Origin of the sequence: Rhodococcus sp. BH5, from assembly GCF_027583855.1 — a bacterium.
In the GTDB taxonomy this organism is placed as follows: domain Bacteria; phylum Actinomycetota; class Actinomycetes; order Mycobacteriales; family Mycobacteriaceae; genus Rhodococcus_F; species Rhodococcus_F qingshengii.
Genome location: NZ_JAJHVW010000001.1, coordinates 275,589 through 300,268, shown reverse-complemented (window position 1 = coordinate 300,268; position 24,680 = coordinate 275,589). Strand labels below are relative to the sequence as shown.

Below are 24,680 nucleotides of genomic sequence, written 5' to 3'. Positions count from 1 at the left end.
TCAAGTTGCACACCAGAATCATGGTCAAAGGAGCGAATTGTGACTGTCCGGGTTGGCGTAAACGGTTTCGGCCGTATCGGACGTAACTTCTTCAGGGCGGTGGATGCGCAGAAGGCGCTCGGAACCACCGATATCGAGATCGTGGCAGTCAACGACCTGACTGACAACGCGACGCTCGCTCACCTGCTGAAGTACGACTCCATCCTCGGCCGTTTGCCGTACGACGTGTCGCTCGACGGTGACGACACGATCGTCGTCGGCGATCAGCGCATCAAGGCCCTCGCACACCGTGGCCCGTTGAACGAACTTCCCTGGGGCGAGCTGGGCGTCGACGTCGTCGTCGAGTCCACCGGCATCTTCACCGACGCCGCAAAGGCCAAGGGACACCTCGAAGCCGGCGCCAAGAAGGTCATCATCTCGGCTCCGGCCAAGGGTGAAGACATCACCATCGTGATGGGCGTCAACGACGACAAGTACGACGGCAGCCAGAACATCATCTCCAACGCGTCGTGCACCACCAACTGCCTCGGCCCCATCGCCAAGGTTCTCGACGACGAGTTCGGCATCGTCAAGGGTCTGATGACCACGATCCACGCGTACACCCAGGATCAGAACCTGCAGGACGCTCCGCACGCAGACCTCCGTCGCGCCCGCGCAGCTGCCCTCAACATCGTTCCCACCGGTACCGGTGCAGCCAAGGCAATCGGCCTGGTTCTCCCGCAGTTGCTCGGCAAGCTCGACGGCTACGCACTGCGCGTGCCGATCCCCACGGGCTCGGTCACCGACCTCACCGCGAACCTGAAGAAGTCGGCCACCGCCGACGAGATCAACGCTGCGATGAAGGCTGCTGCCGAAGGACCCCTCAAGGGCATCCTGAAGTACACCGACGCACCGATCGTCTCCTCGGACATCGTCACCGACCCGCACTCGTCGATCTTCGACTCGGGTCTGACGAAGGTCATCGACGACCAGGTCAAGATCGTCTCCTGGTACGACAACGAGTGGGGCTACTCCAACCGCCTCGCCGACCTCATCGGCCTCGTCGCCAAGTCTCTCTGAGCGGAGTTTCGATAACAGTGGCAGTTCAGACGCTGAAGGATCTGCTGGACGCTGGGGTCGAGGGGCGCACCGTACTGGTGCGTTCCGACCTCAACGTCCCGTTGGATGGCGGAGAAATCACGGACCCGGGCCGCATCGTCGCGTCCGCTCCCACCCTGCGGGCACTCGCCGAGGGTGGAGCGAAGGTCATCGTGACCGCGCACCTCGGGCGCCCCGACGGTCAGCCCGATCCCAAGTTCTCCCTCGCACCGGTTGCCGCGAAGTTGGCCGAAATCCTCGGTCGCAACGTGCAACTCGCCGGTGACGTCGTGGGACAGGACGCGCTGGCTCGTTCCGAAGGACTCACCGACGGTGACGTCCTGATGCTCGAGAACATCCGTTTCGACCCTCGCGAGACCAGCAAGGACGAAGCCGAGCGGGTCAAGCTCGCCAAGGCTCTCGTCGAGCTGGTCGGTGACGACGGCGCATTCGTCTCCGACGGATTCGGTGTTGTTCACCGTAAGCAGGCGTCGGTCTTCGACGTCGCGAAGCTGCTCCCGCATTACGCCGGATACCTGGTCGGCGCCGAGGTCGAGGTGCTCGCCAAGCTCACGCAGGACGCAGCGCGTCCGTACGCGGTGGTGCTCGGTGGCTCCAAGGTCTCGGACAAGCTGGCCGTCATCGAGGCACTGGCACCGAAGGTCGACACTCTGGTGATCGGCGGCGGAATGTTCTACACGTTCCTCGCGGCTCAGGGTGTTTCCGTGGGCAATTCGCTATGCGAAGAGTCCATGATCGAGACCTGCAAGGATCTCCTCGACCGGTACGCCGACGTCATCCACATCCCTCAGGATGTTGTCGTCGCGGACTCCTTCTCGGCCGATGCCGAGTCGAAGATCGTTCCGTTCGACAAGATTCCCGACGGCTGGATGGGTCTGGACATCGGACCGGAGTCGGTCAAGCGCTTTGCCGCGATCCTGACCGGCGCCAAGACGGTGTTCTGGAACGGCCCGATGGGCGTGTTCGAGTTCCCGAAGTTCGAGGCAGGCACCCGCGGTGTCGCCGAGGCAATCGTGGAGGCAACCGAGAAGGGCGCCTTCAGCGTCGTCGGCGGCGGCGACTCCGCAGCAGCCGTTCGTCAACTCGGTATCCCGGACGAGGGCTTCTCGCACATTTCCACCGGTGGTGGCGCTTCCCTCGAGTACCTCGAGGGCAAAGAGCTGCCTGGCATCGCAGTACTGGAAGGCTGATCCGACATGGCACGTAAGCCGTTGATCGCCGGCAACTGGAAGATGAATCTGAACCACCTCGAGGCTATCGCCCTGGTGCAGAAGATCGCTTTCTCCTTGCCTGCGAAGTACTTCGACAAAGTGGACGTCACGGTCATCCCGCCGTTCACCGACATCCGAAGCGTCCAGACGCTGATCGAGGGCGACAAGCTCCTCCTCACGTACGGCGCGCAAGATGTCTCGGCTCAAGACTCGGGTGCGTTCACGGGCGAGATCAGCGGCTCCATGCTGGCCAAGCTCGGTTGCACCTTCGTCGTGGTCGGCCACTCCGAGCGTCGCACCCTTCACGGTGAGACCAACGAGACCGTCCTCGCGAAGACGAAGGCTGCTCTCAAGAACGGCCTCACGCCGATCGTGTGCATCGGCGAAGGCCTCGAGATCCGCGAAGCGGGCGAGCATGTCGCCTACAACGTCGACCAGCTCAAGGGTTCGTTGGCGGGCCTGAGCGCGGAGGAGATCTCCAAGATCGTCATTGCGTACGAACCTGTCTGGGCCATCGGCACCGGCCGTGTCGCTTCTGCCGCCGATGCACAGGAAGTGTGTGCTGCGGTACGAGCAACAGTGGCCGAACTTGCCGACGCCGAGGTCGCGGCCGGCGTTCGCGTTCTGTACGGCGGTAGCGTCAGCTCGAAGAACGTCGGAGAGATCGTCGGCCAGACCGACGTCGACGGCGCTCTTGTCGGCGGCGCGTCACTCAAGGCTGACGAGTTCGCGACACTGTCTGCGATCGCTGCAGGCGGTCCACTCCCGTGATGATCGGGTAGTGAGCTGAAACTGCTCGAGACTAAGACTGCGGGTGTGTGACCGAGTAGGTCACACACCCGCAGTTTTTTGTTCGCGAGTCAGCTCACCAGTTTGGTTTCCAGAGCGCCGACGAGTTCGGGAGCAAGCTCCAACCCGGCGGTCAGATAGTTCTCGACGGTCCCGTAGTGGTGCTCGACCTGCTCGAAGGCAGCGCCCAGGTAACTCGCGTCGACGGAAAGCAGCAACCGGATCACCTCGCCCTTGTCTGCATCTGTGGCAGCGGCGATCTTCGCGACTGTTGCATCGATGTACTCGGCCGAGTACGTGTTCGTGAGCAGGTAGTCCGCCGTGATCGTTTCGCGCGGTACACCAGCGAGTGTCTGCAGTAGTGCTGCCGCCCAACCTGTTCGGTCCTTGCCCGCCGTGCAGTGGAAGAGTTGCGGCCCCTCGGTGGTCGCCAGGGCGGCGAACAACTGCGAAAATCCGTTCCGAGTGACGGGGTCTGCGACAAAGCTGCGATTGATGTTCTGCATGAAAGCTGTTGCAGCGTCCGCTGTTCGGAGAGCCATCGCTTCGGCGTGGATGTTTCCGGACAGGATGGGAATGTGGGCGTACATCGCCGGCGCCGGCACGATGTCGGGAGTTTCGTTCGCCTCGGTTTCGGAGCGCACGTCATAGACGGCGGTCAGCCCCAGCGATTCCACGATTGCAAGATCCTCGGGCGAGGGCGTCAGTACGTTTGCACGGTAGAAGACTCCGCGGCTCATCGCCTGTCCGCTGGTCGTGACGTACCCGGGGCCGGCCACGTCGCGGAAGTTGTGAATCGAAGCCAGACGCGGTGTGTCAGGCAGGGGTGTCTCGGGCAGGGCAGTGTTGGGCAGGGCAGTGTCGGAAAGCATGGAGCCGGCCTTTCGGAGGTAGAGTCGCGTCAACTGAAAAACTACTGAATCGGTATCTCGACAGTGTGATCGATGCCACTGACCAAGAGTCGTGCCTGGCCGGGTGCAAAGTCATGTGCGAGGCGGGTATGTGGTCAGGCTATCTGCGCGCGCCTGTATGGTGTTATCGGTTGTAGTTGTCCCTATTGGATTGGTGGACGTAGACAGACATGAAACTGTTCCTGGATATCCTGCTGGTCATCACCAGCTTGCTCCTCATCGCCTTGGTGCTCCTGCATCGCGGTAAGGGCGGCGGTTTGTCGAGTCTGTTCGGTGGCGGTGTCCAGTCCAGCCTGTCCGGATCGACTGTTGTCGAGAAGAACCTCGACCGGTTGACGGTCTTCACCGCGTTGATCTGGCTCATTTCGATCGTCGGCATCGGCCTGGAGATCAAGTTCGCCTGATTCTCGGCTCATGACTTACAGCCGGTAGTTTTTCACACACGAATTTCAGACACGGAACCCCGCCTATCGAGCGGGGTTCTTTGTTTCGGTCGATAATTGTGTGATGACTGAAACCGCGTCGCATCGAGAAACACCGCGAGAGGCCACCGAGCCGCTGCGCGAAGACATCCGGCTTCTCGGCGGAATACTCGGACAAATAGTGCGAGAGCAAGCCGGCGACAATGTGTTCGATCTGGTCGAGCGAGCCCGTGTCGAGTCGTTCCGAGTCCGTCGTTCGGAGATCGATCGCGCCGAACTGGTGTCGCTGTTCGCCGAAATCAGTACGGACGACGCCATTCCCGTCATCCGGGCGTTCAGTCACTTCGCACTGCTCGCCAACCTGGCCGAGGACATCCATCGCGAGCGTCGACGGGCCATCCACGTCAATGCGGGGGAACCGCCCCGCGACAGCACTCTCGCGGCCACGTACACCAAACTTGATGCAGCCGATATCGATTCGGCCACCGTCGAAGAAGCGCTGCGGGGCGCCCTGGTCTCACCCGTCATCACCGCTCACCCGACGGAGACTCGACGCCGTACGGTGTTCGAGACGCAGAGTCGGATCACCGAGTTGATGCGATACCGCGAGCGCACGGCGCTGAGCGTCGCAGAAACCGCTGATGTCGATCTGCAATTGCGCCGTCAGATCCTGACCCTGTGGCAGACGGCTCTGATCCGGCTCAGCCGCCTCCGCATCCAGGATGAAATCGAGGTAGGCCTGCGCTACTACGACGCAGCGTTGTTCGAGGTGATTCCGAAGATCAACGCCGAGGTTCGCAAAGCTCTGCGCACTCGTTGGCCGGACGCCGGGCTCCTGCCGGAACCGATCCTGAGGCCGGGTTCGTGGATCGGCGGTGACCGAGACGGCAATCCGTACGTGACCGGCGAAATCGTCCAGCGCGCCACGTCGCGCGCTGCGGCGACTGCTCTCGAGCATCACCTCGAGGAACTCGAACATCTCGAGCGTGAACTGTCGATGTCGGCGCGGCTGGTTTCCGTCACGCCCGAACTCGATCTGCTGGCGTCTACCTCCGGCGACGACTCTGCCTTCAGGGCCGACGAGCCGTACCGTCGCGCGATTCGCGGTATCCGCGGGCGCTTGAGCGCCACAGCACTGACGGTACTGGGGGAGTTGCCCGCCCACGGGTCCGACGACGGACTCGAGGCGTACACCGACCCGGCACAGTTGCAGCGGGATCTCGGAATCATCGACACCTCGTTGCGTCGTTTCGGTGACGAGACCATCGCCGACGATCGACTCGATCGGCTCCGAGAAGCGGTGGAGGTGTTCGGCTTTCACCTGTCCGGTCTGGATATGCGGCAGAACTCCGAGGTACACGAAAGCGTCGTCGCAGAACTTCTGGCGTGGGCCGGAGTTCACCCGGACTATGCGTCCTTGCCGGAAGCCGATCGAGTCGAATTGCTGTCGGCCGAGTTGACGACGCGGCGACCACTGACTTCGCCGGACGCCGAGTTCAGCGAATTGACCACCAAGGAACTGGCCATCATGGCGGCCGGTGCCAAGGCAATGCGGGTTCTCGGAGCGGGTGCGGTACCCAACTACATCATCAGCATGTGTACCTCGGTCAGTGACATGCTCGAGGCCGCAGTGCTGCTCAAAGAGGTCGGGGTGCTCGATCCGGGCGTCGGTAGCGAGCCCTCGTGCCCGATCGGCATCGTGCCGTTGTTCGAGACGATCGAGGATCTGCAGGGCGGCGCCGACACATTGCTGGCGACGCTCGACATCCCGATCTATCGTGCGATCGTCCGTTCCCGTGGTGACAGTCAAGAAGTGATGCTCGGGTACTCCGACTCGAACAAGGACGGCGGGTACCTGGCAGCCAACTGGGCGCTGTACCGTGCCGAACTCGACCTCGTCGATGCCGCGCGTAAGAGCGGAATCAGGTTGAGGCTCTTCCACGGCCGCGGCGGAACCGTCGGACGTGGCGGCGGACCGAGTTACGAAGCGATTCTGGCTCAGCCTCCCGGTGCAGTCGCTGGTTCTCTGCGAATCACCGAGCAGGGTGAGGTGATTGCGGCCAAGTACGCCGAACCGCGTCTGGCACATCGCAACCTCGAAACACTCATCGCCGCGACTATCGAGTCGACGTTGCTCGACGTCGAAGGACTCGGCAGCGATGCCGACGCTGCCTACGCGGTACTGGACGAGCTCGCGGCCCTCGCCCGCACCGCGTACAGCGAATTGGTGCACGACACACCAGGATTCGTGCAGTACTTCGAAGCGTCGACACCGGTCGCCGAGATCGGGGCACTCAACATCGGCTCTCGTCCGGCCTCTCGCAAGCAGACCAAGGCGATCTCCGACCTGCGAGCGATTCCCTGGGTGCTCTCGTGGAGTCAGTCTCGCGTGATGCTTCCGGGTTGGTACGGAACCGGCGCCGCGTTCGAAAGATGGATAGACGGAGACGATACTCGGCTTGCCACGTTGACGGCCCTGTACGAGAAGTGGCCGTTCTTCCGAACCGTGCTCTCGAACATGGCCATGGTGATGTCGAAGTCGGATCTCGGTTTGGCGGCCCGGTACGCGGACCTCGTGCCCGACGCCGAACTGCGCGATCGAGTCTTCGGAATGATCACCGACGAGCACGAACGCACAATTCGCATGTACAAGGCAATCACGGGCAACGAGAACCTCTTTGCCGACAACTCGGGCCTCGAGCGTTCGGTCCACAACCGGTTCCCGTACCTCGAACCTCTCAACCATCTACAGGTCGAGCTGATCCGTCGGTACCGTTCCGGCGACGAGAGCGATCAGGTGCGTCGGGGTATCCAGCTGACGATGAACGGCCTGGCCACTGCGCTTCGTAACAGTGGCTAGGTAACAGCGGCTGGTTCTGCAGGTTTACCAGGGTGTGCGTGCGGCGACTCTAGAGCTGTCGCACGCACACCCAACGCTGCGCACCGGACCGAACGGGGACCGCAGTGGATCTGCAATTGGACGGACGAACTGCCGTCGTTACCGGCGCGGGAAAAGGTATCGGGTTGGCGATCACTCGGGCCCTGGTGGCCGAGGGAGTCCACGTCGTCGCGGGCTCGCGGACGCTCTCGCCGGAACTCGAATCGCTGCAGTCCGGCGGCGCCGTCACCTTTGTCGGCGTCGACCTCGCGAGTGTCGAAGGATCAACCCGACTGCTCGAGGTTGCAGCAGCGAGGGGCGGCGTCGACATCCTGGTCAACAACGTCGGCGCCGTCACCCCGAGAACGAGCGGTTTCGCGGCCATCACGGACGAAGAGTGGGCGGCGTCGTTCAATCTGACGTTCTTGTCTGCTGTACGCACTGTTCGCGCTGCGCTGCCGGAGTTGATCCGCCGAGGTGGAGGGAGCATCGTGACGATCAGTTCGGTCAACGCATTCTTACCTGACCCCACGGTGATCGACTACAGCGCCGCCAAAGCGGCATTGACCAACTTCTCGAAGTCGTTGTCGAAAGAACTGGGCGGGCAGGGGATCCGCGTCAATACCGTCAGCCCTGGCCCGGTGCAAACGGAGTTGTGGCTCGGCAAGCACGGAGTGGCCTCGACGCTGGCGAAGGCGAGTGGATCAGCCGCCGACGACATCGTCGAAAGCGCCGCGGCCGGAGCCGAGACTGGGCGGTTTACCTTCCCCGAAGAGGTTGCCGACCTGGTGTTGTTCCTCGCCAGCGATCGTGCGGGGAACGTGACAGGCGCGGATTTCGTGATCGACGGCGGTCTGATCAAGACCTTGTGATCATTGCTGCCTGAAACCTGATCATGTGCGCGACGGTCGACGACGTGATGCACAGGATCACTGCGGACGCGATGACCACCCACAGTCCCCACCCGATGGACGGTCCGGCAGTGTGCCCTGCGAACTCGGTACTACGTCGCACGATGGACGCGGCGTTTCCGACGGCAACGATCAATACCGCGATTCCGACCAAAGGGCCGGTGCAGTGATTCTTGATCTCGGGCGTGACGTCTCGAACCATGAGGGTGATCAACGCGGTCACCGCGCACAGAGCGAGGACGAGAGTGATCGCTCCGCATTCGTCGACACCACTGTGGTCCAGCGCAGAGGATGACGTCCACGGGCCGAGGCTTCCGGCGACGATCCCGGCGCACGCCCAGAGCGATCCGATGAGGCTAGGTCCGAAACGGTCGGGCATGAGGGAGGGAATTGCGCGGGTCGACGGCGTCTGAAACCCGAAGGCGCGTTGGTGATCCGGCTGATTGGGTGTGAACGTCACGCGACGGACCACCTTTCCTCCGCGGCGTCGAGCCGCCCAATCCAATGCTTTTCCGGAGTCTAAGGGCCGCCCAGTTCACTTTTGCCGAATCGAGCGAAATTGATCGAACCGGCGCTAGGGCTCGAGCAACTCGGCGTGAGAATATTCGTTGCGGCCCGCACCGACGAGGCGCTTACTGATCAAACGGCGTCGTGAACGACACTGGTTTGCCGGCGGCGCGCGCGTACGCGATCTCTCGGCGCGTGGACTCACCGATGTATCCGCGAGGGTTGACGACCAGAACCCGATCGGCGAGGTCGATCTTGCGCAGATGGAGCGCGTCGAGCAGGTTCTTCTGCTCGACAGAGACCGCCTCGTCTGCTTCAACCGGCGCGACGACGATCACGCCCGCGAACGTCAGGTCGCGGTTCGCCTCCCGCATCTCTTCAGCGAATCGCGCAGAGCCGCAGATACAGACAATCTCAGGTCGATCGGGCACGGTTCAGTCTCTCATCGACGCGAGAGCCCGCGGCCACACCAGTCTCGTCAGATATCTTCGGCAACGCACCCCAGCTGTCAGTGAACGAAGTCCAGAGCTTCCTTGATCCACGCGTTGAATTCGACGTTCGAACTCGTCCCGGTTCGGTCGACGACGATCCATCCCTTGCTCATCGGCTTACCCCGCATCTCGGGCCAGCTTGCACCCTTGTGCGTCAGAAGCTCGTCGACTCGATCGGGGTCACACCGAACCATGATGTTGCCGTGTGAGTTCGCACTGGCGGCCAGCTTCCCGTTCACCATGAAGCTCAGCCCACCGAACATCTTTACTTCCTCGACGTCGTCCTCGCCCGAGAGCGCATCGCGGATACGCTCAGCCAGCGCTTTGTCGTATGCCATGGAGGCCTCCTGGGGTGGAGTTCCAGGTTAGATCAGATGGCGCAGGTACGTGTGCGGGTCGTGAAGGAACCGCTGCCAGTTCGACACCAGATCGAGGTCCTCCCAGCTCGAGGCTCGGATTCCCCATTCTCCGATCTCGAGCAGGTTGGCGTTCGGCAGCGCCGCGATGATCGGCGAGTGCGTCGCGATCACCGCCTGCGCGCCGGATTCCACCAGCTTGCCGAGCAGCGCCGCCAGTGTCAGGGTCCCCTGGAAGGAGAGTGCGGCATCGGGTTCGTCGATGAGATAGAAGCCGCCGTCGGAGGTCCTCGACGACAGGATCTCGAGCAGCGCCTCACCGTGGGAGAGGTGATGGTAAAGCGGTTCAGGTCGCTTGGGATTGGGGTTGTCCTCCAAGTACGTGTACAAACCGTGCAGGGTTTCGTCTCGGAGGTAGTACGCCCACTTCGATGCGCCGGGACTCCGCTCGACCACAAGGTCGAGGCCGCCCGGTTCACTCGATCGAGTCTGATGCCGCGTATTGGTCGACCCGCCTTCGGCATTGAGACCGAGAACGGCGGCAAGAATTTCGATGACGGTCGACTTTCCCGCTCCGTTTTCGCCGACCAGAATGGTGACACCCGGTGGAAGTTCGAGACCGTCCTGAACGATCTGCGCAACAGCGGGTACCGTCATCGGCCAGCTGCCTACGTCAGCGCCTGACGATGTCCCGGTCTTGATGCGTCGGATGGGTTGTCTCTGCACGGCCATACGCTCTCACAGGGCTCCGACGGGAAACTGGAGCTAGTGGCGCTGCGCGAGCAATTCGACGATTCGGGCCACGAGGTCGAGAGGGATCGGTTTGTTCAGCGGGAACTTCACCGTTGATTTCGCAGCCCGGTACGGGTCGACGGACTTCTCGAACTCTGCATCACCTGCCGGGAGCGGGTACATCGAGATGTGGTTTTTCCAGCCTGCGAAGTGAATCAGGTTCTTTCCGTTCACCGTCATGGTCGGCATCTGATAGCTGATGGTCTCATCGAGGCCTGGAACCGTGTTGTGAATCGTCTCGCGGATACTCTCGAGGGCTGGTTGCACGTCGGTGGGAAACGAAGCGATGTATTCGTTGATCGTCGCGAATTCGGCCATGCGCGGATCATAATCGCGCTCCGACTCCCAATTGCGGCGACTTGGGGGACAAATGAGACCATTAGGTATGAAAAATCTGGAACCTTGGGAGTTCGCCGGCATGCTCACGCATCTGCGCGCCTACCTGACCAACGCAAGGCGCTTTCTGTGGGGGTGGTCTTACCGCGAGATAGACGGCTCGTCGGAAGATCGTTGACTAGTCACGTTCAGCGTTGGTAATGCCAGAAATCGGGGCGGCTGCCGTCCGCGTCGGTGAACCCGTATTCCGTTCCGAGTTCGCCTGAACTGACCGATCGCTGATTCCATCGCTGTCGATTCGGATCGGCAGCGATGGCCGCGATCGCACGTCCGATGAATCTTGGTGACTCGGAGCGTGCGAAATCCGCGGGCGCAGTCGGACCATCCCGCTCCGACAACAGAGCGTCACGCCAATTCGATTCGCCGACACCAAAATTGTCGAGCATCATCTCCGATCGCAGGAACCCGGGAGTGATGGCGACGGCAGTACATCCGAACGGGGCAAGTTCGTGGCCTTGCGAAAATGCGAGCCTGTTCACGGACACCTTGGCCAAGTCGTAGAACACCGAGATGCGATAGTTCGATGCGTTGTATTCGGTAGTGCCATCGGTTATTTCGGCGACCAGTCCGCCCGGCCGATCAGTCATGAGCGGCAGGAGGTGGTGCGACGTGGTGATGTGGGTGTCGATTGCCAGACGCAAGATGTGAAACCCCTTGTCCAGATCGTGTTCCCATACCGGCGTGTTCCACTCCGCCGGCCCACCCTTGAGTAATTCCGCGCCCCAGATGTCGTTGACCAAGATGTCGATATGGTGATAGTCGATTCGCAAGCGTTCGGCGAGATCAGCCACTTGTTTGCTCTTGAGATGATCGACGGCAATCGGCACGCCGACGCCACCCAGGTCGGTGACCAGCTCTGCCGTCTCTTCGATGGTCTCTCCGCGCGGATAGTCCGACTGAAGAATTCCGGCAGATGTGCTCCGGCCAGTGCAGATGACGGTTGCACCGGCCTCGCCCAAGGCCGCGGCGATTCCGCGTCCGGCGCCCCTCGTCGCCCCGGCAACTACAGCCACTCGCCCGCGAAGTGCGTCCGGATTCGGTGTCCACGACATTGTTCGATTGTTCTCGCCTGGATTGCTTCGTTCAAGAGTGAACGCGATCTGCGGAACCGAACCTTACTTCGCGGCGTCCAAGGTAGTAATCATTCGGATGAAGGAGGCAGGGGGAGAGATGAATCGTTGTGTGGGGCGCAGTGCTGGTTGGAGAAACGGAATCTCGGGATTGAGTTCCGTTCCGTCAAAAGGAAATTCGCATCGGATCCGGACTCGGCGGGTAGTCGAAAGTCGCCACGGTGAGAAAGTCGTCGACGTACCACCAAGCCGGGAATCGCCGGAAGACGATTCCCGACCGGTGTGAAATCAGATCTGTGAAATCAGATCAGGGAAGCTGCGAGGCAGCGTCCGTATCGAGGAACCAACGTGTCGCAACCAAACCGGTGGCGCCGGCGGACGGCCAGTCGTCGGCCGAAGCACCTCCGACGGCTTTGGCAACGGCCTCGGCCTTTGCAGCACCCGAGACGAGCAGCCAGACCTCTTTGGCTCGCCGAACAGCAGGCAACGTGAGGGTGATCCGCACCGGTGGCGGCTTGGGGGAGTCCGTCACCGCGACTACGAAACGCGCTTCTTCGCGAACAGCGTCGGTGTGCGGGAACAACGAGTTGACGTGTCCTTCGCCGCCCATACCGAGCAGGTGCACGTCGAACGTCGGAACCTGATTCCCGTGTGCCTGAGCGCCCAGCAGTTGTTCGTACGCCGTCGCCGCCCCGTGTGGATCACCGTCGTAGATACCGTCGGATGCGGCCATCGCATGTACCCTGTCGGGATCGACCGGCACATGATCGAGAAGCGCCTCACGTGCTTGCACTTCGTTCCGCTCGGGATCGCCGGACGGCAGGAACCGTTCGTCGCCCCAGTACAGATCGATCTGCGACCAGTCGATGTCGCCGGTAGCTTCACGCAACTTCTCGAGAAGTGCGATGCCGGTTCCACCGCCAGTCAGCACGATGGACGCAAACCCGCGAGCCTTCTGGGCATCGACGATGGTCGTGACCAGGCGTGCGGCGGCAGCGTCGACAAGTTGGCCGGCGTCGGAAAACTTCTCCACGACAACATCACTCATAGGTCACCTTCTCCAATCCGGCCAGAGCTTCCTCGTAGATCTCGTCCGGATCGAGCCGACGCAATTCCTCGGCGAGGCAATCGCGTGTCTCTCGACGACCCAGAGAAACCAGCGCGTCAGGCTGACCGGTGCGGATCAACGTAGCGGTCGTGCCCTCCTGAGGACGACTGATGGAGATGCTGCGAGTCTCGAGCTTCAACTCGACCGTCAGCTCACCCGTACGCCGAATGACCGGACCGTCGATCTTGGCCGCCAACCAACCGGCGAGAATATCCAGTGCCGGTTCGGTTTTGAGACCGGAGACCACCGCTGAGGTGATCTTCTCGTGCGGCGGCTGATCGAGAGCCGATGCGAGGAGCGCGCGCCAGTAGGTGACGCGACTCCAGGCGAGATCGGTATCGCCGGCGGTGTACGACGCGAGTCGCCCCTTGATGGTGGCGGTCGGATCGGGGGTGCCGGTGGCATCGGTGATACGCCGTATCGCGAGCTTCCCGACGGGGTCCTTCGCCGGAATCTCGGGTGCCTCGAGGGGCCACCACGCGACTACCGGGGTGTCGGGGAGCAGGAACGGGATGACGACGCTGCTCTCGTGATCCGCAAGCGGACCGTAGAGACGCAACACGACAACCTCCGAGGCGCCGGCGTCCCCGCCGACACGGATCTGAGCATCGAGCCTGGGCTCACTCTGCTCGTCGCCACGCAGAAGCACGATGACGCGGCAAGGGTGCTCGCGGCTTGCTTCGTTGGCGGCCTCGATGGCTTCCTCGGCATTCCCGGTGTCCCTGGTGCAGACGACGAGCGTCAGCACTCGCCCCAAGGTGACAGCGCCGCCGGTCTTACGCACCTCGACCAGTTTCTTGCTGACCTGGACCGTGGTGGTGGAGGGCAAATCGAGAATCACTAGGGTCGCCTCCATTCGCGTCCGGTGCGTTGCATCATTTCGTCCGCAGACGGTGGTCCCCACGTTCCAGCCTCGTAGGGTTCCGGCTTGCCGCCGGCTGCCCAGTGTTCGAGGACGGGATCGAGGATTTCCCAAGACAATTCGACTTCGGCGTTGACCGGGAAGAGTGACGGCTCACCGAGCAACACGTCGAGAATGAGTCGCTCGTACGCCTCCGGAGACGACTCGGTGAAAGCCTGGCCGTACGAGAAGTCCATGTTGACGTCACGGACTTCCATGCTCGATCCGGGAACCTTCGAACCGAACCGCATGGTGACGCCCTCGTCGGGCTGCACGCGGATGACCAGAGCGTTCTGGCCGAGGTCTTCGGTCATCGTCTTGTCGAACGGTAGGTGCGGTGCACGTTTGAACACCACCGCGATCTCGGTGACGCGACGGCCCAGTCGTTTGCCCGTGCGCAGGTAGAACGGCACACCCGCCCAGCGGCGGGTGTCGACCTCGAGGGTGATGGCGGCAAAGGTCTCCGTGATGGAGTCCGCTGCGAAGCCGTCTTCTTCGAGGAGCCCGACCACCGGCAGCCCACCCTGCCAGCCGCCCGCGTACTGGCCGCGGGCGGTGGTCTCGTCGAGGGGCTCGGCAAGGCGAGTAGCCGAGAGGACCTTGATCTTCTCCGCCTGCAGATTGAGCGGCTCGAAGCTGATGGGTTCTTCCATCGCCGTGAACGCGAGCAACTGCAGCAGGTGGTTCTGGATCACGTCACGGGCCGCGCCGATGCCGTCGTAGTACCCGGCGCGTCCACCGAGGCCGATGTCCTCGGCCATCGTGATCTGAACGTGGTCGACGTAGTGCGCGTTCCAGATCGGATCGAACAACTGGTTCGCGAAGCGCAGAGCCAGAATGTTCTGGACGGTTTCCTTACCGAGGTAGTGGTCGATACGGAAGACCGTGTCCTCGGGGAACACCTTGTTGACGACGGCGTTCAGTTCGCGAGCGCTCTCGAGGTCGTGGCCGAACGGCTTCTCGATGACGACTCGTCGCCACTGACCGTCCTCGGCCTGCGCGAGGCCCGACGCCGACAGTTGCTCGAGCACCTGAGGAAACGCGTTGGGCGGAATCGCAAGGTAGAAACCGTGATTGCCGCCGATACCACGTTCGTTGTCGAGCGTGGCCAACGTGTCGGACAGGTTCTGGAAGGCCTCGGCCTCGTCGAAACTGCCCTCCACGAACCGGATACCTTCAGCGAGCCTCTCCCAGACGTCCTGACGGAACTTGGTGCGAGCACCGTCCTTGACTGCTTCGAGGACGACGTTCGCGAAGTCCTCGTCCGTCCAGTCACGCCGGGCAAACCCGACCAGAGCGAATCCGGGCGGCAACAGTCCACGGTTGGCGAGGTCGTAGATGGCGGGCATGAGCTTGCGCCTGGCAAGGTCGCCGGTAACACCGAAAATCACCAGGGCGCAGGGCCCCGCAATGTGCGGAAGCCGTTTGTCGGTGCTGTCCCGAAGGGGATTCACCCAATCTGATGCCGCCGCGGAATCGCTCACAGGCTCAGCTCTTCTGGGTTGCTGCGCGGAGCTGCTCGGCGGTTGCGTCGAGCAACTCGTTCCAGGACACCTCGAACTTGTCGACGCCCTCAGTCTCGAGGACCTTGAACACGTCCGCAAGATCGATGCCGACTGCAGCGAGCTGATCGAAGACCGCCTGTGACTCCTGAGCGGTGCCCGAGATCGTGTCGCCGGTGATCTCGCCGTGGTCGGCGAGAGCGTCGAGCGTCTTCTCCGGCATGGTGTTGACCGTGTTCGGCGCAACCAACTCGGTGACGTAGAGCGTGTCGGGGTAATCCGGGTTCTTCACGCCGGTCGACGCCCACAGCGGACGCTGAGCCTTGGCGCCGTCGGCCAGAAGAGCCTGGAAGCGCGGCTGCACCTCGAAGATCTGCTGGTACGCGTTGTACGCCAGACGCGCGTTTGCGAGTGCAGCCTTGCCACGAAGCTCGAGGGCTTCCGGCGTGCCGATTGCCGTGAGGCGGTTGTCGATCTCGGAATCCACGCGGGAGACGAAGAACGAGGCGACCGACTCGATGGACGAGATGTCGCGGCCGGCAGCCTTGGCGGTGTCCAGACCTTCCAGGTATGCGCCCATGACAGCTTCGTAGCGCTCGACCGAGAAGATCAAGGTGACGTTGACGCTGATGCCCTCACCGATCACCTTGGCGATGGCGGGAATGCCTGCCAGCGTCGCGGGGATCTTGATCAGGACGTTCGGACGATCGACGATCTTGTGCAGCTCGATCGCCTGCGCGACGGTGGCGTCGGTGTCGTGAGCCAGGCGAGGATCGACTTCGATGGACACGCGGCCGTCGACGCCGTTCGACGCCTCGAACTGCGGAGCCAGGATGTCGCACGCAGCACGCACGTCGTCGGTGGTCACCGCGGTGATGGTGGCGTCGACATCGGCGCCGCGCTGTGCGAGCTCACGGACCTGAGCGTCGTACGCCGATCCCTTGGACAGTGCCGCCTGGAAGATCGACGGGTTGGTCGTGACACCCACGATCGACTTCGTGTCGATGAGGTTCTGCAGGTTGCCGGACTGGATGCGATCCCGCGAGAGGTCGTCGAGCCAGATGGAAACGCCTGCAGCGGAGAGCTTTTCGGTATTCACGTTCTGTGTCATCGAGATCATCCCTTCACAGCTGCGAGGGAGCGCTGCGCGGCTTCGACAGTCGCGTCGGCAGTGATGCCGAACTCCCGGAACAAGGTCTTGTAATCGGCGGAAGCGCCGTAGTGCTCGAGCGAGACGGCCTGACCGGCGTCGCCGAGGATGCGCCACCACGGCATCGCGATGCCGGCTTCGACGGACACACGCGCGCGCACGGCGGGCGGAATGACCTCGTCGCGGTACGCCTGATCCTGCTCGAGGAACCAATCGAGGCACGGCACGGAAACGACGCGGGTTGCGACGCCCTGAGCTTCGAGGGTTTCGCGAGCCTCGGTGGCCAGATGCAGTTCGGAACCGGTCGCCAGCAAGATGACCTCGGGCGAACCGTTGGCTGCGTCGACGAGGACGTAAGCGCCGCGCTTGACACCCTCGGCAGCCTTCTCCTTGGTGCCTTCGAGAACCGGGATGTCCTGGCGCGTGAGTGCCAGAGCCGTCGGGCCCGTCTTGTTCTCGAGTGCTGCCTGCCATGCGAAAGAGGTCTCGTTGGCGTCACCCGGGCGGACGACGGCGAGGTTCGGGATCGCACGAAGAGCAGCGAGGTGCTCGACCGGCTGGTGGGTCGGGCCGTCTTCGCCGAGACCGATGGAGTCGTGGGTCCAGACGTAGGTGACGGCAGTCTTCATCAGTGCGGCCAGGCGAACCGCCGGACGCATGTAGTCGGAGAAGACCATGAAGGTTCCGCCGTACGGGCGGGTGGGTCCGTGAAGCGCGATGCCGTTGAGGATCGAGCCCATCGCGTGCTCGCGGATGCCGAAGTGGAGCGTGCGGCCGTACGGCTGCGCATTCCAGTCGTTGGTGGAGATGGAGAACGGGCCGAACGAATCTGCGCCCTTGATGGTGGTGTTGTTGCTGCCGGCGAGGTCGGCGGAGCCGCCCCACAGCTCGTGCAGGATCGGTCCGAGCGCGTTGAGTGCCGAACCGGAGGCCTTGCGAGTCGCAACGCCCTTGGCGTCGGCCTCGTAGGTCGGGAGAGCGTCGGCCCAGCCGGCAGGGAACTCACCGGCGAACAGGCGGTCGAAGAGTTCCTTGCGCTCGGTCTCACGTGCAGCCCACGCGTCGAACTCGACCTGCCATGCCTTGCGTGCGTCGGCGCCGCGGGAGACGACCTCACGGGCGTGAGCCAGAGCGTCGGCGTCGACGTCGAAGGACTTGGCCGGATCGAAGCCGAGGGCTTCCTTGACCGCTGCAACTTCGTCGGCACCGAGAGCGGAGCCGTGGACGTCGCCGGTGTTCATCTTCTTCGGAGCCGGGAAACCGATGATGGTGCGGAGCAAGATGATGGACGGACGATCGACGACGGCCTTGGCCGCGGCAACCGCGTCGAGGATGCCGGAGACGTTCTCGCCACCTTCGACGTGCTGAACGTGCCAGCCGTATGCCTCGTATCGCTTTCCGACGTCTTCGCCGAGAGCGATGGTGGTGTCGTGCTCGATGGAGATCTTGTTATCGTCGTAGAAGACGATGAGGTTGCCCAGTTCCTGGACACCGGCGAGAGACGAGGCCTCGGACGTAACGCCTTCTTCGATGTCACCGTCGGACGCGATCACGTAGATGTGATGGTCGAAGGGGGAGGAGCCGACCGGGGTCTCCGGATCGAACAGCCCGCGCTCACGACGCGCAGCCATCGCCATGCCGACTGCGGACGCAAGGCCCTGGCCCAGCGGACCGGTGGTCATCTCGACGCCGACGGTGTGGCCGACCTCGGGGTGGCCGGGGGTCAGTGCGCCCCACGTGCGGAGAGCTTCGAGGTCAGCGAGCTCGAGACCGTAGCCCGACAGGTAGAGCTGGGTGTACAGCGTCAAGGATGAATGGCCACAGGAGAGAACGAAGCGGTCACGGCCGACCCATTCTGCGTCCGAAGGATCGTGGCGCATGACGCGCTGGAAGAGGGTGTATGCCAACGGCGCCAAGCTCATTGCAGTTCCGGGATGGCCGTTGCCGACCTTCTGAACCGCGTCGGCGGCGAGCACGCGGGCGGTATCGACAGCCTTGGTGTCCAGGTCGGTCCAGTCCGAGGGGTGGACGGGTTGCGTGAGGACGTGGATCTCGTCTGTGATCGACACTGGCAGATGTCTCCTGACATGGTGTACGTGGATTGCGAGGGTGGGGTGTCCCTCCACTGCGTAACCCAGCCTAATGGTCCTGGCTGTCCGGGTCGATTCGGTTCCTCAATGGCTGCGGTCTACCATCGTTCGTAGTAGAGAACAGTGTCAGCAGTGTGTCGTGAAGAGTTAGTGCGGTAACGCGTGGTGCAAGGAGAGAACGTGCGGACAGGGCAACAGCCGAGCGGACATGGCTTCGGCAGCCCAGGTGCCGCCCCGCGGGCGACCAATACCGATACGGTGTGGGGTCGCGCAACGGGCAAGGTTCTGGCTTATATCGCGCTCACGAAGCCGCGAGTGATCGAATTGCTGTTGGTGGCAACCATTCCGGCAATGCTGCTGGCCGATCGCGGAACAGTCGACATCGTTCTGATCCTCAGCACCCTCTTCGGTGGCTGGATGGGCGCGGCGAGTGCGAACTCGCTCAACTGCGTCGTCGACGCCGACATCGACAAGGTCATGAAGCGCACGGCGAAGCGTCCGCTGGCCCGCGAGGCGGTGCCGACGCGCAACGCGCTCGTCTTCGGGCTCCTTCTCGGACTCGCGTCGTTCCTGTGGCTGTGGTGGCGAGCCAACCTCTTGGCCGGCATCCTCGTCGTGATCACGATCGCGTTTTACGTCCTCATCTACACGATGGTTCTCAAGCGTCGTACCTGGCAGAACGTCATCTGGGGTGGCGCAGCCGGATGTATGCCCGTCCTCGTGGGCTGGGCAGCTGTCACCGGTTCGCTGAGCTGGCAGCCCGTCGTGCTGTTCCTGATCATCTTCTTCTGGACGCCGCCGCACACCTGGGCGCTGGCGATGCGATACAAAGAGGACTACAAAGCTGCCGGTGTTCCCATGCTTCCGGTGATCGCCACCGAAGAGCACGTCACCAAGCAGATTCTGTTCTACAGCTGGGCAATGGTCGTCACGACGCTTGTCCTCGTCCCCGCATCGGGAGTCATCTACGCCGCCATCACCATCGTTGCCGGTGCGTGGTTCCTGCTCATGGCACATCAGCTGTACCGCAGCGTTCGCGGTGGTGCTCAGGTCAAACCGCTCCGCCTGTTCCTGCAGTCCAACAACTATCTTGCGATCGTGTTCGTCGGCCTCGCTGTCGACTCGGTTCTCGGACTGCAGACGATCAGCGACATGCTGAGCTGATTCTGCTGTGCGCCTTTATTAACCGCGGGCGGTTAATAAAGGCGCACAGCACTTCGCTAGGGAATCAGAACGATCGACCCGGTCGTTGCTCGACCTTCCAGATCCCGATGCGCTGTTGCCGCATCGGCGAGGGGATACTCGGCGCCGACGCGAATTTCGAGTTTCCCGGCCGCAATGGCGTCGAAGACATCGCCGGCACGCCAGGTCAGTTCCTCTCGAGTGCGAATGTGATGCGCGAGCGTCGGACGCGTCAGGAACAGCGAACCCGACGAATTGAGCCGCTGCGGGTCGACAGGCGGAACCGGTCCACTGGCCGCACCGAACAAAGCGACCGTGCCGCGGATGCGCACGGAAGCCAAGCTCGAATCAAAAGTTGCCGCACCGACGCCGTCGTATGCCGCCGCTACTCCTTCGCCGCCGGTCAACTCCCGGACTCGCGCTGCGATGTCCTCGTCGTACCGCAGGACCTCCGCGGCGCCCGCGCCACGCGAGAGTTCTTCCTTTGCATCCGATGACACAGTCGTGATGACCTTCGCCCCGAGGCTGACGGCCATCTGCGTCAGGATCAACCCGACGCCGCCCGCGCCTGCGTGCACGAGCACGGTGTCGCCGCTCTGGATCGGATACGTCGACTTCGCGAGGTAGTGCGCCGTCATCCCCTGCAGGAGCGCCGACGCTGCGGCCGATGCCGGGACACCGTCAGGCACTTTCACTGCGACTGCGGCGGGAACAGCCACCTTCTCGGCATAGCTGCCAGTGGCAGCGGCCCACGCGACCCGGTCGCCCACGGAGAATTCGTTGACGTCGGAGCCGACAGCTTCGACGACACCGCTGCCCTCGTCGCCGGGAATGTAGGGGAGCGGACGCTTGTACTGGCCCATTCGGAAGTACGTGTCGATGAAATTGATGCCGATCGCTTCGGTCTTGACGAGTAGATCGCCTGGGCCTGGTGTCGGTTCGGGTTGTTCGGTCAGAGTCAGAACCTCTGGTCCGCCGGTTTCGGTCACGTAGATGGCTCGCATGGTTTCTGTTCTACACCCGAGGCGGCCGACGCTCAGTCCATGCCTGGTGTCGCTTCCGGGCTACCGACCAGTATTGTCGAGTCATGAGCACCGATACTGAGAAGTCGGACGCCACCCCGTCCGCGCCGGAACTGCCGAAGTCCACGGTGAACGCCATCACCAAGTTCGTCGCCGAGCACGGCGGCTCCGCCAGCGCCGTCATCCAGCCGGTCGGCCTGGCCGGCGTTCGCATCACCCTCGTAGGTGCCGACGGCATCCTCGGTGATCAGGTCGTCGAGGACCTCGCCACGGCAAACGCGGTCGTCGCGTCCTTCGACAACGTCACCGTCGCCGAGTGGGAGCGCGAACTGACGAGCATCGTCACCCCGCAGGAAGGCCATTTCAAGAAGATGGCCGGTTGGGTCGCCAACCAGACTCGGTTCCCGAAAGCTCGCAACGAATCCTGAAATGACGTGTGGGGCGTAGGAACACCTTTTGGTGTTCCTACGCCCCACACGTGTCTTGAAGCGTCAGACAGCTGGTATCGGCGAATTGGTCGGCGTGTACTGGCGGGTCTTACCCGCAGCCCAAACTGCTGCGGTCGCAGCCGTGCACAGTCCTGCACCGGCGACGTGCATGATCACCAGAACTTCCGGCACATCGGTGAAGTACTGCACGACACCGATGAGCGACTGCGCGAGGATCAGTCCCAGCAGGACCTTCAGACAGATCTTCACGGCTGCGGATGTCCCGACCGCATACAGGCCGAAGGTCAGACCCACGACCAGCGCGAGATATCCGACCAGAAGCTGTGAGTGCAGATGGACGAGCGTCACGATCTCGATCTCCAGGCGAGGCACCGTCCGGTCCAGTCCCTTGTCGCCGGCGTGCGGGCCTGCGCCCGTTACGAGAGTTCCAGCGACCAAAACGCCGGCGAGCGCGACACCTGACAGCGCGGTAAGCCAGCGCAACGGCTTCGGCATCACGACCAGAGTGGTTGCTTCGTCGGGTTCCGCGATCTTCGCGTACATCACCGTGGCAACCCAGACCATCAGCATCGACGCAACCAGGTGAATGGCGACCGTCCACCACAGCAAGCCTGTGAGGACGGTGATACCGCCGATCACTGCCTGAACGACAGTGCCGAGCGGCATCATCCAGGCGTAGACAAGCACCTCTTTGCGTCGGCGAGCGCGAGTCACCGCAAGCACGATCGCAGCGGCGACGATGACGACCAGGAAGGTCAGCAGGCGGTTGCCGAACTCGACGGCTTGGTGAATCACCGCGACCTGTCCGTGGCCGACCGGGACGAAGCTACCGGGGAAGCACTGCGGCCACGTCGGGCAACCGAGTCCCGAGTCCGTCACGCGCACCACCGCGCCGGTGACAGCGATGCCGCCCTGCGTCAGGATCACGATGAACGCGATGATCTTCTGCGTTTTCAGCGAGGGGAGAGGTAGTCGATCCACCAAGCGTAAAAATCCGGCATACACACGATTCACCACGCCAACGATCGTAGTTCCCCATCAACTACACAGTGTCGTTGGGGCCAGCTCGCTCCGCGCCTGCCCCGCGTCGTTGGGGCCAGCTCGCTCCGCGCCTGCCCCGACTCGACGAGACCAGAACTGCGCAGCCGTGGGGCCAGCTCGCGTCAGTTCGCGCGAACTCGCACGATTCCCGAGATCGTTCCCTGGAAGTACTCGCCCGACTCGGTGATGAGTGCAGACATCTGAAGGGTGTCGTTGAGGATCGTCGACGGCAGCGGAGTCGAACCGATCTGCGACCCGTCCTTCGAGTCGATCACCGCGAAGGAGTAATCGTCCAGCGGAGAGGTGTTCGGAGCACCGTCCCGTGTCACCGTGTAAATCGAGCCGTCAGCCGTCGAGAGGTGGGGTACCGCGGAGCTACGAATCGTGTTGTCCCACACGACATGGCAGCCGACCGGATCGATGTCGACGCGGGTCATTCCGCCGTTGAAGGGTGCCGTGGCGGGGACCGCTGGACCGGCACCTTCAGGAGTCGTGGGGTACGGGTATCCGTAAGTGCCGGCGACGTAGACGGAATGACCGATGCCGACGGGGGAGTTCTCGCTGCCGCTCGGTGAGCCGTCCTGGCTGGCAGCGGACAACACCGGCTGCGTGCACACCTCGGCGCCCGTGTCAGCGCGATAGACATGCAAGCTCACTGTCGGGTGGGCGTTGTCGACGATGGTCAAGAAATCGCTGCCCGTCGACGGGCCGAAGTATGTCGGCGTCGATCCGGTTCCCCAGCTGAGCTGACCCGGATTACGGGCCGGCCCGCGGTCGTACGGCTGACGCCAGTCGATGACGACCTCGTCGCCATTTCGCTTCAGTTGGTAGAGCGCGTGGGTCGTTGCGACGGCAGTGCCCGTCGGGGAGGTGGAGATGCTGTTCTGCACCTGTTCACCTTCGGGGAGCGCAATGCTGTGCGCGATTCGATCCGCGCCGACGTACCCGACGGTGCCGTGCCCGGTGGCGAACCAGACATTGCCTTCCCAGTCCGGAGCGAGGCCGGTGACGTTGTCGTCGGCGGCAACCGCACCACTGAGATCGATGACATCCGCGAGTTCCAGCCGCCAACTGCCGTCCGGATTCTGCGCATGGGAAATGCGGACCAGTTGACGGTTTCCGTCGACGGCGACGAGACGGTTCTCGTTGTCGAGGTAGGCGTAGACGCCGCCGAGCAGACTGCCCTTCGCGAGCGGCAGTTGTGCTACGGATCTACCCAACGGCGTGGCGTCGGCCTTCGGATCGATCAAATGGATGGTCGGGATCTGGCCGATCATCGTCGTGCAGAGCGAGACGACCATGCCGTCGGAACCCTGGAGGACCGTCGGGCAGGCGGCCATCATCGGGAAAGCAGTCACCTCGTGGGGGCCGGTTCCTGGACCGGGCAGCGGCGTGACGTCGGACGAGCCCGCGTCACCGTGCATGGTGGAAGTACCGACGGGACCGAGGTACGGATTTGCAGGTGCGAGTGGACCGGACACCGAAGGGGTCGCCGTTGCGGGTCCGGCACACAACATGACTGTTGCGGCCACACAGCCGACGATCTGAGCTGTCCGTCGTGTACTCACGTGAACTTGAACCACCTTGCTGCGCAAACTCCGGCCACTGCGGCCCAGATGAGAAGTACGAGAATCGAGAACCAGTCCATCGAGGTGTCGAGGGCCGCTTCGAGTGCGTGTGCGAGAGCGCCGGACGGAACAATGCGGACCAGCGTGTGGACGGCGGTCGGGAGTTCACCGCTGGCGAAGACCACACTGCCGATGCCCACCATGATGAACCACAGGATGTTGGCGAGAGCGAGAACGATCTCTGCTCGCAAAGTACCGCCGAGCAGTAGGCCAAGCGCTGCAAATGTGACAGTACCGATGGCAATGACCACTGCGCCGAGTACAAGTTCGACGAATGACGGACGCCATCCCAACGCCAAACCGATAGCGCCGAGCAAGAGTGACTGCAGAGCCACGACGATGATGACGGCAGCGCTCTTGCCTGCGATGATTCCCCACCGCGGTAGCGGCGTTGCACCGAGTCGCTTGAGCGCGCCGTATCGGCGGTCGAATCCGACGGCGATGGCCTGTCCGGTGAACGCCGTCGACATCACGGCAACCATCATGACACCAGGGAGCACGGTATCGACCCGAGAATCGCCCAAATCGCCGATCGGAAGTAGACACAGTCCGATGAGCAGGGTGATCGGGATGAACATGGTGAGCAACAATTGCTCACCGTTGCGGAGCAGAAGAGTCAGCTCCAGTTTGGTCTGCGCCGCCAGCATCTTGGCCGCCGAATTGGGGCGGGGATCCGGCGAGAAGGTGCCTGGCTCGAAGCGGTTCTCGGCGAGCCGTCGGTCTCTGGCAACGCTGATGGGACTGCTCTGGCCGTTCGACGCTGTTTCGTTCATGA

General features: G+C 62.9%; 24 protein-coding genes. 8 read left to right on the top strand and 16 right to left on the bottom strand.

Annotated features, from left to right (window positions below):
• Positions 1-39 precede the first annotated feature (39 nt).
• Genes gap through tpiA form a run of 3 tightly spaced genes read left to right on the top strand, consistent with a single transcriptional unit; the run spans position 40 to position 3,080 of the window.
• Positions 40-1,059 carry a type I glyceraldehyde-3-phosphate dehydrogenase gene (gene gap / locus RhoBH5_RS01215; protein WP_003944851.1) on the top strand — a complete coding sequence of 340 codons (1,020 nt, stop codon included), beginning with the start codon at positions 40-42 and terminating at the stop codon, positions 1,057-1,059.
• A 17-nt stretch (positions 1,060-1,076) separates the two neighbouring features.
• Entirely contained in the window at positions 1,077-2,288 is a 1,212-nt protein-coding gene (locus RhoBH5_RS01210) for a phosphoglycerate kinase (RefSeq protein WP_003944901.1), read from the top strand.
• A gap of 6 nt (positions 2,289-2,294) precedes the next feature.
• The gene (tpiA, locus tag RhoBH5_RS01205; protein ID WP_007727965.1) at positions 2,295-3,080 is read left to right on the top strand and encodes a triose-phosphate isomerase; all 786 of its coding nucleotides are present in this window, start codon (positions 2,295-2,297) and stop codon (positions 3,078-3,080) included.
• Between the two features lie 89 nt (positions 3,081-3,169).
• Here tpiA and RhoBH5_RS01200 read toward each other — a convergent pair whose 3' ends face one another.
• Complete coding sequence (locus RhoBH5_RS01200; RefSeq protein ID WP_118607251.1) at positions 3,170-3,970, bottom strand: tyrosine-protein phosphatase; 801 nt, start codon at positions 3,968-3,970, stop codon at positions 3,170-3,172.
• 209 nt (positions 3,971-4,179) lie between these two features.
• Here RhoBH5_RS01200 and secG point away from each other — a divergent pair, with 209 nt between their 5' ends.
• The 3 genes from secG to RhoBH5_RS01185 all read left to right on the top strand — a co-directional run bounded on the left by secG (position 4,180) and on the right by RhoBH5_RS01185 (position 8,181).
• A complete protein-coding gene (secG, locus tag RhoBH5_RS01195) occupies positions 4,180-4,413 on the top strand; it encodes a preprotein translocase subunit SecG (protein ID WP_003944946.1) in 234 nt (77 codons plus the stop codon).
• 103 nt (positions 4,414-4,516) lie between these two features.
• Positions 4,517-7,291: a phosphoenolpyruvate carboxylase gene (ppc, locus tag RhoBH5_RS01190; RefSeq protein WP_007727963.1), complete on the top strand. Its 2,775-nt coding sequence runs from the start codon at positions 4,517-4,519 to the stop codon at positions 7,289-7,291.
• A 104-nt stretch (positions 7,292-7,395) separates the two neighbouring features.
• Complete coding sequence (locus RhoBH5_RS01185) at positions 7,396-8,181, top strand: oxidoreductase (protein ID WP_042919818.1); 786 nt, start codon at positions 7,396-7,398, stop codon at positions 8,179-8,181.
• On the opposite strand, the gene RhoBH5_RS01180 is transcribed toward RhoBH5_RS01185, so the two are convergent.
• From RhoBH5_RS01180 to tkt, 11 genes are all read right to left on the bottom strand, one after another.
• A complete protein-coding gene (locus RhoBH5_RS01180) occupies positions 8,168-8,680 on the bottom strand; it encodes a hypothetical protein (RefSeq protein ID WP_230587563.1) in 513 nt (170 codons plus the stop codon). The genes RhoBH5_RS01185 and RhoBH5_RS01180 overlap by 14 nt on opposite strands.
• Positions 8,681-8,852: 172 nt before the next feature.
• A complete protein-coding gene (locus RhoBH5_RS01175) occupies positions 8,853-9,101 on the bottom strand; it encodes a hypothetical protein (protein ID WP_207624530.1) in 249 nt (82 codons plus the stop codon).
• Between the two features lie 134 nt (positions 9,102-9,235).
• Positions 9,236-9,556 (bottom strand): TfoX/Sxy family protein, encoded by a 321-nt coding sequence (locus tag RhoBH5_RS01170; protein ID WP_003944891.1) that lies wholly within the window; start codon positions 9,554-9,556, stop codon positions 9,236-9,238.
• Positions 9,557-9,583: 27 nt separating this feature from the next.
• A complete protein-coding gene (locus RhoBH5_RS01165) occupies positions 9,584-10,231 on the bottom strand; it encodes an AAA family ATPase (RefSeq protein WP_270007866.1) in 648 nt (215 codons plus the stop codon).
• Positions 10,232-10,339: 108 nt separating this feature from the next.
• Entirely contained in the window at positions 10,340-10,684 is a 345-nt protein-coding gene (locus tag RhoBH5_RS01160; RefSeq protein WP_007727947.1) for an iron chaperone, read from the bottom strand.
• Between the two features lie 206 nt (positions 10,685-10,890).
• Positions 10,891-11,814, bottom strand: a complete 924-nt coding sequence (locus tag RhoBH5_RS01155) for an SDR family oxidoreductase (RefSeq protein ID WP_270007865.1) — start codon at positions 11,812-11,814, stop codon at positions 10,891-10,893.
• Between the two features lie 325 nt (positions 11,815-12,139).
• Positions 12,140-12,880 carry a 6-phosphogluconolactonase gene (gene pgl / locus RhoBH5_RS01150; protein WP_054188220.1) on the bottom strand — a complete coding sequence of 247 codons (741 nt, stop codon included), beginning with the start codon at positions 12,878-12,880 and terminating at the stop codon, positions 12,140-12,142.
• The gene (gene opcA, locus RhoBH5_RS01145) at positions 12,873-13,781 is read right to left on the bottom strand and encodes a glucose-6-phosphate dehydrogenase assembly protein OpcA (RefSeq protein WP_270007864.1); all 909 of its coding nucleotides are present in this window, start codon (positions 13,779-13,781) and stop codon (positions 12,873-12,875) included. Before opcA ends, pgl begins: the two co-directional genes overlap by 8 nt.
• Complete coding sequence (gene zwf, locus RhoBH5_RS01140) at positions 13,781-15,325, bottom strand: glucose-6-phosphate dehydrogenase (protein WP_003944956.1); 1,545 nt, start codon at positions 15,323-15,325, stop codon at positions 13,781-13,783. Before zwf ends, opcA begins: the two co-directional genes overlap by 1 nt.
• A 4-nt stretch (positions 15,326-15,329) precedes the next feature.
• Positions 15,330-16,454: a transaldolase gene (gene tal / locus RhoBH5_RS01135; protein WP_039972890.1), complete on the bottom strand. Its 1,125-nt coding sequence runs from the start codon at positions 16,452-16,454 to the stop codon at positions 15,330-15,332.
• 5 nt (positions 16,455-16,459) lie between these two features.
• Entirely contained in the window at positions 16,460-18,562 is a 2,103-nt protein-coding gene (tkt, locus tag RhoBH5_RS01130) for a transketolase (RefSeq protein ID WP_270007863.1), read from the bottom strand.
• 201 nt (positions 18,563-18,763) lie between these two features.
• On the opposite strand from tkt, the gene RhoBH5_RS01125 reads away from it, so the two are divergent.
• Positions 18,764-19,747, top strand: coding sequence for a heme o synthase (locus RhoBH5_RS01125; protein WP_003944994.1), 984 nt, complete (start codon positions 18,764-18,766; stop codon positions 19,745-19,747).
• A gap of 56 nt (positions 19,748-19,803) precedes the next feature.
• On the opposite strand, the gene RhoBH5_RS01120 is transcribed toward RhoBH5_RS01125, so the two are convergent.
• Positions 19,804-20,769 carry a quinone oxidoreductase family protein gene (locus tag RhoBH5_RS01120; RefSeq protein ID WP_270007862.1) on the bottom strand — a complete coding sequence of 322 codons (966 nt, stop codon included), beginning with the start codon at positions 20,767-20,769 and terminating at the stop codon, positions 19,804-19,806.
• An 83-nt stretch (positions 20,770-20,852) separates the two neighbouring features.
• Here RhoBH5_RS01120 and RhoBH5_RS01115 point away from each other — a divergent pair, with 83 nt between their 5' ends.
• Entirely contained in the window at positions 20,853-21,215 is a 363-nt protein-coding gene (locus RhoBH5_RS01115) for a hypothetical protein (RefSeq protein WP_003945032.1), read from the top strand.
• A gap of 63 nt (positions 21,216-21,278) precedes the next feature.
• On the opposite strand, the gene RhoBH5_RS01110 is transcribed toward RhoBH5_RS01115, so the two are convergent.
• The 3 genes from RhoBH5_RS01110 to RhoBH5_RS01100 form a co-directional block, all read right to left on the bottom strand.
• The gene (locus RhoBH5_RS01110) at positions 21,279-22,253 is read right to left on the bottom strand and encodes a COX15/CtaA family protein (protein ID WP_270007861.1); all 975 of its coding nucleotides are present in this window, start codon (positions 22,251-22,253) and stop codon (positions 21,279-21,281) included.
• 146 nt (positions 22,254-22,399) lie between these two features.
• Positions 22,400-23,794 carry a hypothetical protein gene (locus RhoBH5_RS01105; RefSeq protein ID WP_270008055.1) on the bottom strand — a complete coding sequence of 465 codons (1,395 nt, stop codon included), beginning with the start codon at positions 23,792-23,794 and terminating at the stop codon, positions 22,400-22,402.
• 47 nt (positions 23,795-23,841) lie between these two features.
• On the bottom strand, positions 23,842-24,678 hold the full coding sequence (locus tag RhoBH5_RS01100; protein WP_371684328.1) for an ABC transporter permease: 837 nt from the start codon (positions 24,676-24,678) through the stop codon (positions 23,842-23,844).
• Between the last annotated feature and the right edge of the window lie 2 nt (positions 24,679-24,680).